The organism is Streptomyces albiflavescens, assembly GCF_014645835.1.
Classification (GTDB): Bacteria; Actinomycetota; Actinomycetes; order Streptomycetales; family Streptomycetaceae; genus Streptomyces; species Streptomyces albiflavescens.
In genome coordinates this window covers 144,392-154,734 of record NZ_BMMM01000024.1, presented here as the reverse complement: position 1 = coordinate 154,734, position 10,343 = coordinate 144,392, and the positions used below count along the sequence as shown (strand labels likewise).

The 10,343-nt window shown below is 71.6% G+C and carries 8 protein-coding genes; 5 read left to right on the top strand and 3 right to left on the bottom strand.

What is annotated here, in order from left to right:
* The first annotated feature begins 721 nt into the window (after positions 1 to 721).
* Entirely contained in the window at positions 722 to 1,267 is a 546-nt protein-coding gene (locus IEY95_RS42900) for a TetR/AcrR family transcriptional regulator (RefSeq protein WP_229703752.1), read from the top strand.
* Positions 1,268 to 1,360: 93 nt separating this feature from the next.
* Here IEY95_RS42900 and IEY95_RS42895 read toward each other — a convergent pair whose 3' ends face one another.
* On the bottom strand, positions 1,361 to 2,329 hold the full coding sequence (locus IEY95_RS42895) for a DeoR/GlpR family DNA-binding transcription regulator (protein WP_189191686.1): 969 nt from the start codon (positions 2,327 to 2,329) through the stop codon (positions 1,361 to 1,363).
* Positions 2,330 to 2,496: 167 nt separating this feature from the next.
* Positions 2,497 to 3,945, bottom strand: coding sequence for an NAD(P)H-quinone dehydrogenase (locus IEY95_RS42890; RefSeq protein ID WP_189191685.1), 1,449 nt, complete (start codon positions 3,943 to 3,945; stop codon positions 2,497 to 2,499).
* 107 nt (positions 3,946 to 4,052) lie between these two features.
* Here IEY95_RS42890 and IEY95_RS42885 point away from each other — a divergent pair, with 107 nt between their 5' ends.
* From IEY95_RS42885 to IEY95_RS42870, 4 genes are all read left to right on the top strand, one after another.
* Positions 4,053 to 4,490 (top strand): gamma-glutamylcyclotransferase family protein, encoded by a 438-nt coding sequence (locus IEY95_RS42885; protein WP_189191684.1) that lies wholly within the window; start codon positions 4,053 to 4,055, stop codon positions 4,488 to 4,490.
* Between the two features lie 345 nt (positions 4,491 to 4,835).
* Positions 4,836 to 5,660 (top strand): purine-nucleoside phosphorylase, encoded by an 825-nt coding sequence (locus IEY95_RS42880; RefSeq protein ID WP_189191683.1) that lies wholly within the window; start codon positions 4,836 to 4,838, stop codon positions 5,658 to 5,660.
* Between the two features lie 339 nt (positions 5,661 to 5,999).
* A complete protein-coding gene (locus tag IEY95_RS42875; protein WP_189191682.1) occupies positions 6,000 to 7,631 on the top strand; it encodes a phospho-sugar mutase in 1,632 nt (543 codons plus the stop codon).
* 339 nt (positions 7,632 to 7,970) lie between these two features.
* Positions 7,971 to 9,200 (top strand): putative hexosyltransferase, encoded by a 1,230-nt coding sequence (locus IEY95_RS42870; RefSeq protein WP_373294663.1) that lies wholly within the window; start codon positions 7,971 to 7,973, stop codon positions 9,198 to 9,200.
* Between the two features lie 438 nt (positions 9,201 to 9,638).
* Here the strand turns inward: IEY95_RS42870 and IEY95_RS42865 are convergent, their stop codons facing one another.
* A complete protein-coding gene (locus IEY95_RS42865; RefSeq protein WP_189191681.1) occupies positions 9,639 to 10,310 on the bottom strand; it encodes a PH domain-containing protein in 672 nt (223 codons plus the stop codon).
* Positions 10,311 to 10,343: the final 33 nt, after the last annotated feature.

The following is a 10,343-nucleotide window of genomic DNA, read 5'->3' as shown; positions in this document are numbered from 1 at the left end:
CCCACCGCTCCGGCACCATCAAGGGCCTCAGCGCCGAAGTCGGCGCCTCCGTCACCTCCGGCGCCGCCATCTGCGAGATCAAGGACTGATACGCGAGTCTCCTTGTGACATCCCGAAGCGCCCGGCGGACTGCAGCAGTCAGTCCGCCGGGCGCTTCGCTCTCTCCCGTCCCCAGGGCTCTCCCCCCGCCGCTGCTCCATCAAGGGGCGTAACTGCGGATTAAAGATGAGCAAAAGGTATATAAATGCACAGACAAAGCGATGTGCGGGGGCGAGCCACGATGTGCGGGCGGGGCAAACCGACGCGACGCACTAGGGCCTGTCGTCACATTCCCGTCGTCGCCCGAAGGGCGGCCCCGCGGCGTCTGGTGCGTGCTCTGGGGGTCCCCCCGGCCGAAGGCTGGGGGAGTGCCGGGCGGAAGTCCTCGTACTGGACGTACTTGGGCTTTCGCCCGGTGCGGCGAGTGGGGGCACCTCCCACGCCGTTAAGGCAGTGGGGGAGCGTGCCAGGCGTCGCGGGGCAGACGGGAATGTGACGACAGGCCCTAGAGAAGCAGGTGCGGCTTTCACTCGGCCCGGGGAGGCCGCTCGGGAGCCCCCGATGGCATGCTGGACCGCAGCCGCGCGGCAGGAGAGGGCAGGTGGATGCCATGGCGGGCGCGACCGCACCGGAGAGAGCGGGGGCACACGGGCCCGTGGAGAACGCCGCGGTGCCGCGCGCCATGCGCGCAGACGCCCGGCGCAACTACGAACGGCTGCTCACCGAGGCGCGGTCCGCCTTCGCCGAGCACGGCACCGGTGCGTCCCTGGAGGACGTGGCCCGGCGCGCGGGCGTGGGAATCGGCACGCTCTACCGCCACTTCCCGAATCGGCACGCCCTCATGAGCGCGGTCTTCGAGGACGCGGTCGACGAGCTGCTGGCCCGCTCGCGCGAACTCCTCGGCGCCCCGCAGCCGTGCGCCGCCCTCGTGGACTGGCTGCGCGACATCATCAGCCACGCGAGCGAATACCGCGGCCTCTCCCGCGCCCTCATGTCGGCCTCTCAGGACGACGGTTCGGATCTCGCGCGGTGCAGCAGCCCGATGCGCGAGGCGGGCAGCGCCCTGCTGCTCCGCGCACAGGAGGCGGGCGCGGTACGCCCCGACGTGTCGATCGGCGACCTACTCCAACTGACCAACGCCATCGCACTGGCGGCCGAGGAGACCCCGGACGAGCCGCAACTGGCCGACCGGCTCCTGACCCTGACGCTACGGGGCCTGAAGCCCTGAGGTGTCCTTCGGCAATTCAGGCCACGTGAAGCCGCACATCGCGGTCACTTCGGGGCCCGAATCCGCCCGCCCCTCCCGCCCTTGGGGGAGGGGTCAGCGGCGGCGCAGGTCGGCCACCCTGGCGCGTTCCGGCTGGGGCTGGTCGCCCAAGGCGCTGGCGCTGCGCAGTTGGGGGCCCGCACCGGGGATCGGCTGGCCGCGGCGGGGACCGGGGAGCGGTACGTCCCGGCGTGACTGGCGCCCCGCCGGGACGGGATCGCCTCCCGCGCCGCCCGAGGCCGATGACCCGGCCACCGCGATCTGTACGCCCTGGTCGGCCAGGGCCTGCAGTTCGGTGACCGCGCGGTCGTCGTGCCCGGGGGGCTCGTCCGTGACCAGGTGAGTGATCAAGTCGGTCGGCACGGTCTGGAACATCGTGTCGGTGCCGAGCTTGGTGTGGTCGGCGAGCACGACGACCTCGGCGGCGGCCTGGACCAGCGCGCGGTCGACCGAGGCCGACAGCATGTTGGACGTGGAGAGCCCGCGCTCGGCGGTCAGCCCGCTCCCGGAGAGGAAGGCCCGGGAGACCCGCAGCCCCTGGAGGGACTGCTCGGCACCGGAGCCGACCAGGGCGTAGTTGGAACCGCGCAGGGTGCCGCCGGTCATCACGACTTCCACACGGTTGGCGTGGGCCAACGCCTGTGCCACCAGGAGGGAGTTGGTGACGACGGTCAGCCCGGGCACTCGCGCGAGCCGGCGAGCCAGCTCCTGCGTGGTCGTACCCGCGCCCACCACGATGGCCTCGCCCTCTTCGACGAGACCCGCGGCGAGATCGGCGATGGCCGTCTTCTCGGCGGTCGCGAGATGCGATTTCTGCGGAAAGCCGGACTCCCGCGTAAACCCGCCCGGCAATACCGCACCGCCGTGCCGGCGGTCGAGGAGTCCTTCTGCCTCCAGTGCGCGCACGTCCCGCCGTACGGTCACTTCGGAGGTCTGGACGACACGGGCGAGCTCACGGAGCGACACGGCCCCATTCGCTCGCACCATTTCGAGGATCAATTGGCGACGTTCTGCAGCGAACACGAAACTGACAGTAACCCCAACGACCGTCTGCTTTCAGCAGTTTGCGCCGAATAACAGAAGTTGTTCGCATGGCAGGGCGTGAAGTGGTATATGCGCCTACTCGCGCCGCCTACGCCGTACGAATGGTCGACAACTCCCCGTGACCAGCGAGGAGTCGGCGATACGCCTCAGCCCTCGCCCGCGGTCTTCCGGGTGTGCAACTGCCGGGCCACCTCGGCGATCGAGCCCGACAGGGAGGGGTACACGGTGAACGCGTTCGCGATCTGTTCGACCGTCAGATTGTTGTCGACCGCGATCGAGATCGGATGGATCAGTTCCGAGGCGCGCGGAGCCACGACGACACCGCCCACCACAATGCCGGTGCCGGGGCGGCAGAAGATCTTGACGAAGCCGTCGCGGATGCCCTGCATCTTGGCGCGCGGGTTGCGCAGGAGGGGGAGCTTGACGACCCGGGCGTCGATCTTGCCCGCGTCGACATCGGCCTGCGAGTAGCCGACGGTGGCGATCTCCGGGTCGGTGAAGACGTTGGACGAGACCGTCTTCAGGTTCAGGGGGGCCACCGCGTCGCCCAGGAAGTGGTACATGGCGATACGTCCCTGCATGGCGGCGACGGACGCGAGGGCGAAGATGCCGGTCACGTCACCGGCCGCGTACACGCCGGGAGCGGTCGTGCGCGAGACCTTGTCGGTCCAGATGTGCCCGGAGTCCCTGACCTTGACCCCGGCCTCCTCCAGGCCCATCCCGCTGCTGTTCGGAATCGCGCCGACGGCCATCAGGCAGTGCGAGCCGCTGATGACCCGGCCGTCGGAGAGCGTGACCTCGACGCGGTCGCCGACCCGCTTGGCGGACTCGGCGCGGGAACGCGCCATGACGTTCATGCCGCGGCGGCGGAACACGTCCTCCAGGACGGCGGCGGCGTCCGGGTCCTCGCCGGGCAGCACACGGTCGCGGGACGAGACGAGGGTGACCTTGGAGCCGAGCGCCTGGTAGGCGCCGGCGAACTCGGCGCCGGTGACACCGGAACCGACCACGATGAGCTCCTCGGGCAGCTCGTCGAGGTCGTACACCTGGGTCCAGTTCAGGATGCGCTCGCCGTCGGGCTGGGCGTCGGGGAGCTCTCGGGGGTGACCGCCGGTGGCGATGAGGACGGCGTCGGCGGTGAGTGTCTCCTCCGTGCCGTCCGCGGCGCGTACGACGACCTTGCGCGAGCCGTCCAGGGCCTGCATGCCTTCGAGCCGGCCGCGACCGCGCAGTACGCGGGCGCCGGCGCGCGTCACCGAGGCCGTGATGTCGTGCGACTGCGCGAGCGCCAGGCGCTTCACACGGCGGTTGACCTTGCCGAGATCGACGCCCACGACCCGGGCCGCCTGCTCCATGGGTGGCGTGTCGTCGGCGACGATGATCCCCAGCTCCTCGTACGAGGAGTCGAAGGTGGTCATCACCTCAGCCGTAGCGATAAGGGTCTTCGACGGCACGCAGTCGGTGAGCACCGACGCCCCGCCCAGACCGTCGCAGTCGACGACGGTCACCTCCGCGCCGAGCTGCGCGGCCACCAGCGCCGCTTCATATCCGCCGGGTCCGCCACCAATGATCACGATCCGAGTCACGTACTCCATTGTCCCGCACGCTTCAAGGTGCTTCCGCCCAGGGGCCCGAAGTCCTTGCATCCGAGGTGCTTCTGTTACGCGAGAGGCGTACGTGTACCTGTCGTACCCTCGTCCCCATGTCGCTCTACGCCGCGTACGCCGGCAATCTCGACCCGCGGCTCATGACGCGCCGCGCTCCGCATTCGCCGCTGCGTGCCACCGGCTGGCTGAACGGCTGGCGGCTGACGTTCGGGGGCGAGCACATGGGCTGGGAAGGCGCGCTCGCGACGATCGTCGAGGCACCGCGCTCCCAGGTCTTCGTGGCGCTGTACGACATCGCACCCCTGGACGAGGACTCCATGGACCGGTGGGAGGGCGTGGGCCTCGACATATACCGGCGCATGCGCGTACGTGTGCACACGCTGGAGGGGGAGGAACCGGCGTGGGTGTACGTACTGAACGGGTACGAGGGGGGGCTCCCCTCGGCGCGGTACCTCGGGGAGATCGCCGACGCGGCGGAGTCGGCGGGGGCGCCGCACGACTACGTCATGGAGCTCCGCAAGCGGCCTTGCTGAGGGGTGCCCGTGCGGGCCTGCCGCGCCGCTCCGCGGCGGGATTCAGCCACCCGCCCACCCGATCGGCCCGCTGAGCAGGCAGTCTGCCGCGCCGCTCCGCGGCGGGTCCGCCTACCCGCCCACCCGATCGGCCTGTCCGACGGGCACCCTTTTCGCGGCTCCGCCGCGCGTTTTACCGCGTTTTCCCATGTTGCCCCACGCTTTCCCACCGCCCACCCGTTCGGCCCGTCGAGTCGGCTCCGCCCCTCCCTCCGTCGCTCCTTGTTGGAAACGACAAGACAACGATCGCAAGACCGTGAGCTTGCCATCTACGCGCGTAGGCCTGGACCAGCTACGCTCATGCGCGTGAACGCATCTCTTCTTCCGGACGACATCCAGGGCGACCCCTACGCCGCCGCCGACGCCGCCGCCGCGCGCCTGCGTGAGCTCACGGGCGCCGAGACCCACGACGTCGCCCTCGTGATGGGCTCCGGCTGGGCCCCGGCCGTGGACGCGCTCGGCTCCCCCGAGGCCGAGTTCCAGGTCACCGAGCTGCCCGGGTTCCCCGCGCCGGCGGTCGAGGGCCACGGCGGCAAGGTCCGCTCGTACAAGATCGGCGACAAGCGGGCCCTGGTCTTCCTGGGGCGCACCCACTACTACGAAGGCCGCGGGGTCGCCGCCGTCGCGCACGGCGTGCGGACCGCCGTCGCCGCCGGCTGCAAGACCATCGTGCTGACCAACGGCTGCGGTGGTCTGCGCGAGGGCATGCGCCCCGGTCAGCCGGTGCTGATCAGCGACCACATCAACCTGACGGCGACGTCGCCGATCGTCGGGGCGAACTTCGTGGACCTCACCGACCTGTACTCGCCCCGTCTGCGGGCCCTGTGCAAGGAGGTCGACCCCACCCTGGAGGAGGGCGTCTACGCCCAGTTCCCCGGGCCGCACTACGAGACACCGGCCGAGATCCGGATGGCTCGGGTCATCGGTGCGGACCTCGTCGGCATGTCGACGACCCTCGAGGCCATCGCCGCGCGTGAGGCGGGCGCCGAGGTGCTGGGCATCTCCCTGGTCACCAACCTCGCCGCCGGCATGACGGGCGAGCCCCTGAACCACGAAGAGGTCCTCCAGGCCGGACGCGACTCGGCCGCCCGCATGGGCGAGCTTCTGACGCAGGTCCTGGACCGTCTGTAGGCGACGGGCTCGGGCGACGGGCTCGGGCAACGGTTTTTTCGCCTCCTCCGCCCTTACCCGTCCCTTCCTCCTGGGGCTCCGCCCCTGCCCCCGCCCCGTCGGGGGCGTCGCCCCCTGGACCCCTGCCCGGGCTCGGCCCCCTTCCCCGCGCGGAGCTGAGCCTTCCTCCCGACGGGGCCGGAAGCTTTCAGCCCGTGCGATGTTCGAGGGCGAGGCCGTTCAGGCCGATACGGGGGTCTGGAGGCGGAACCTCCGGGGGACGGGAAGGAGTAGGGGCGGCAGGGGCGAGACCAACCCGGCGTACACAGCAACGTACGAACGAAGAGAGGTGCACCCGAGGTGCAGGACGAACTCATCGCACGGGCCAAGGCGTGGCTGGCCGAGGACCCCGACGCGGAGACCCGTGAGGAACTCGCCAAGCTCATCGACGCCCAGGACGTCACAGAGCTCGCCGCCCGCTTCAGCGGCACCCTCCAGTTCGGCACCGCCGGCCTCCGAGGAGAACTCGGCGCCGGCCCGATGCGCATGAACCGCTCCGTCGTCATCCGCGCCGCCGCCGGCCTCGCCGCGTACCTGAGGAAGAAGGGGCAGACGGACGGGCTCGTCGTCATCGGGTACGACGCCCGGCACAAGTCCGCGGACTTCGCCCGCGACACCGCGGCCGTGATGACGGGTGCGGGGCTGCGCGCCGCCGTACTGCCCCGCCCGCTCCCCACCCCCGTACTCGCCTACGCCATAAGGCACCTCGGCGCGGCGGCGGGCGTGGAGGTCACCGCCAGCCACAACCCGCCCCGCGACAACGGCTACAAGGTCTACCTGGGCGACGGCTCGCAGATCGTTCCCCCGGCGGACGCGGAGATCGCCGCCGAGATCGACGCCATCACCAGCCTCGGCACGGTCCCGCGCCCCGACTCCGGCTGGGAAATCCTCGACGAGGGCGTCCTGGAGGCCTACCTGGCCCGTACGGACGCCGTACTGGCGCAGGGGTCGCCGCGTACCGCCCGCACCGTCTACACGGCGATGCACGGCGTCGGCAAGGACGTGCTGCTCGCGGCCTTCGCCCGGGCCGGGTTCCCCACCCCCGTCCTCGTCACCGAACAGGCCGAGCCCGACCCGGACTTCCCCACCGTCGCCTTCCCCAACCCGGAAGAGCCCGGCGCGATGGACCTCGCCTTCGCGACGGCCCACGAGACCGACCCGGACCTGATCATCGCGAACGACCCGGACGCCGACCGCTGCGCGGTCGCCGTGAAGGACGGCGCGGACTGGCGGATGCTGCGCGGCGACGAGGTCGGCGCGCTGCTCGCCGAGCACCTGGTGCGACGCGGAGCGCGGGGCACCTTCGCCGAGTCGATCGTGTCCTCGTCCCTCCTCGGGCGGATCGCCGAGAAGGCGGGGCTGCCGTACGAGGAGACCCTCACCGGCTTCAAGTGGATCGCTCGCGTGGAGGGTCTGCGGTACGGATACGAGGAGGCGCTGGGCTACTGCGTCGACCCGGACGGCGTACGCGACAAGGACGGCATCACCGCCGCCCTCCTCGTCACCGAGCTGGCCTCCGAGCTCAAGGAGCAGGGCAGGACCCTCCTCGACCTCCTCGACGACATCGCCGTCGAGTACGGCCTGCACGCCACCGACCAGCTCTCGGTCCGCGTGGAGGACCTGTCGATCATCACGAACGCCATGCGGCGCCTGCGCGAGCAGCCGCCGACGCGGCTCGCCGGTCTGGCGATCACGAAGGCGGAGGACCTCACCAAGGGCACGGACAGGCTGCCGCCGACGGACGGCCTGCGCTACACGCTGGAGGGTGCCCGCGTCATCGTCCGCCCGAGCGGCACGGAGCCGAAGCTGAAGTGCTACCTGGAGGTCGTGGTGTCCGTGGGCACCCGGGACCACCTCCCCGCGGCCCACGCGAAGGCCGCCGAGCTGCTGTCGGCGATCAAGCGGGACCTGTCGGCGGCGGCCGGTATCTGACGCGTCGTCGCGGGCCCACTGTCCGGTGGGCCCGCACGGTCACACCGACGGTCCTCTCCGCTGGGCCCGCACGGTCACACCGACGGTCCTCTCCGCTGGGCCCGCACAGGCACACCGACGGTCCTCTCCGCTGGGCCCGCACGGTCACACACCGATCGCTCCGTCCAGCGGGCTCGCACGGGCACACACCGGCCCTTCCGCTCGGCGGGCCCACCCAGGCACCCCTGATCGCTCTGGCGGGTGATTTCCGCACGGCAGTTGACGCAGCGCTCCCGTGCGCTGCCGGAAGACCGAGGAACGGTTACCGGTAGCGCACCACCGAGTCCCAGGAGCTGCCGCGTGCCCTCGACCGCTTCCCGGCCGACATCCGCCCCACCCCGGAACGCCCCGAGCGGACTCGTCCCGAAGACGCCGACGCCCCCGAAGACCCTGCGCCCGGCGCGCGGAGCCACCCCCGCGGCCAGAGTCCGCGCCCATCTGCGCCGCGCGGCCCCCGCCCTCCTCGCCTACGCGGCCGTACGCGTCACCGGCCTGCTCGCGCTCGCCGTGTGGGCCCACCGCCGGCACCACGGCGTCTGGCCGATCCTCGCGACACACTGGGACGCGGACTGGTACCTGGGCATCGCCGACCACGGTTACACCCACCACCTGGGCACCACGTACGACGCGAACAACCTCGCCTTCTTCCCGCTCTACCCCGTGCTGGTCAAGGCGGTCGCGGTGCTGACACCCGGCACGCGGGCGACGACGGGATGGGCGATCGCCGTCGCGTGCTCGTTCCTCGCCGCATGGGGGATCCACTCGGTCGGCAGCCATCTGCACGGCCGCCGGGTGGGCGTGCTGCTGACCGTCCTGTGGGCGGCTCTCCCGGTGGGCCTCGTCGAGTGGATGGGGTACACGGAGTCGCTGTTCACGGCGTTCGCCGCGTGGTCGCTGTACGCGGTGCTCACCGGCCGCTGGCTGTGGGCGGCTTCTCTCGCGGCGCTGTCGGGGCTGACCCGCCCGACGGGCATCGCGGTGGCGGCGGCGGTCACCGTGACGGCCCTGCTCTCGCTCCGCAACGGCTTCTCGGTGCGCGCCCTCGCGGCCGCCGCCCTTGCTCCGGCCGGCTGGCTCGCGTACGTCGGCTGGGTGGGCCTGCGCCTGGGCCGCTGGGACGGCTACTTCGCCGTACAGCGGCTGTGGCACAACGAGTGGGACGGCGGCGTGGAGACCGTGCGCCGGCTGCGGGAGGTACTCGGGGCCGACTCGACACCCGAGCTGTTCCTGGTGATGGTGACCGTCACGCTGCTCGCGTCGATGGCGCTCTACGTCGTCTCCGTCTGGGATCGCCAGCCGCTCCCCCTGCTTGTCTTCACCGGGGTCCTGTTGCTGATCGTCCTGGGCAGCGGCGGCGTCTACTTCCCCCGCGCCCGTTTCCTCCTCCCCGGCTTCCCGCTCCTGCTCCCGGCGGCCCTGCACCTCGCCCGCGCCTCGCCCCGCTTCCGCGCCGTGTGCCTGACGGCCGCGGTTCTGGGCTCGGCCTACTGCGGCGCGTACATGGCGCTGGTGTGGCCGAGCGCGCCCTGACCAGGGTCACGGGAGCCAGCCCCCCACGACCCCCACCACCGCGGCTACGGAAGCAGGAAAGCAGCACGGGCGCGGGGGCGCGGCGCAGGAGCGTGGCGCGGCGGCGCCCGAACCACCCGGAGAAAACCACGGTCAGCTCCAGACCGACGGTGAAGTCGCCCATCGTCCGGGCGCTCTGCGGGTCCTGGCCGAGATTCCGGAGACCGTAGGCCGCGATCAGCGTGACGCCGAGCAGAGCCATCAGGAGCCCGGCCCCCAGCAGGAACTTCCCGCGCCGTCGGGAACCTCGGACGCGGGCAGCCGGTGCGGCCCGTCAGGACTCGTGCTCATCGATGCGTCGCTTCCCGGACAGGGTGCCAGCGGGGTGAATGCCCCCGTTGTCCAGCCGAGAAGCCTGTGAATCGTAGGGGAAGGGGCTGATCAGCCCACCACCGGCGGTCAGCCCACCGCCAGGAGGATGGCCAGCAGGATCGCCCCCGCCGCCGCGGGCCCCATCACCTCGTACGCCCACCGCACGCTGACCTCGCCCTGCGCGCCCTCGGTGGCGGCCCGGGCCTCCTGCAGCTCCCGCAGGTCGTCCATGATCTGGTCGGTCTGGGCGCGGGTCGGCTCGGCATGGACCGACGACGGACGGCCGAAGGCGGACGTGCGGCCCATACGGCCTCCGCTGCTGCCCGCCGCCGCTCCCCGTGCCTGCTGCTTGGCCACCTTCTTGCGGGCGCGCAGCGAGACGGGGATCGCCCACAGCTGGTACTTCGTGCCGGAGGTGTCGACCACCTCGTTGGAGTAGCTGGAGCGCAGGGTGGCGACCTTGCCCCAGGGCAGCACGATGACGCGGAACGGGTTGCGGATGCGCAGCCGGTCCTCGTTCGCGTAGACCGCGGGTCGCAGGGTGAAGGCGGTCACCAACGGGACGATGAGGATCAGCGAGGCGAGGGCCAGCCAGGGGGTGCGGCCGTGGCCGGAGACCAGCGCGTCGATGCCGAGCCAGCCCGCGATCAGCAGCAGCAGGGCGCCGCCCGCCATACCGGCGGGCGACCGGTAGATCCGGTCCTTCGACTCGGGTCGCGAGGCGTCCGGTACGGGAGGCTGGGGGTCGGGGGTGCTCATGGTCCCGATTGTGCCGGACGTCTGCGACAGGGC

Coding starts and splice junctions, on each gene's coding strand:
- IEY95_RS42865 (WP_189191681.1), bottom strand. CDS start 10,310: ATGAGCACCCCCGACCCCCAGCCTCCCGTACCGGACGCCTCGCGACCC.
- IEY95_RS42900 (WP_229703752.1), top strand. CDS start 722: ATGCGCGCAGACGCCCGGCGCAACTACGAACGGCTGCTCACCGAGGCG.
- IEY95_RS42885 (WP_189191684.1), top strand. CDS start 4,053: ATGTCGCTCTACGCCGCGTACGCCGGCAATCTCGACCCGCGGCTCATG.
- IEY95_RS42890 (WP_189191685.1), bottom strand. CDS start 3,945: ATGGAGTACGTGACTCGGATCGTGATCATTGGTGGCGGACCCGGCGGA.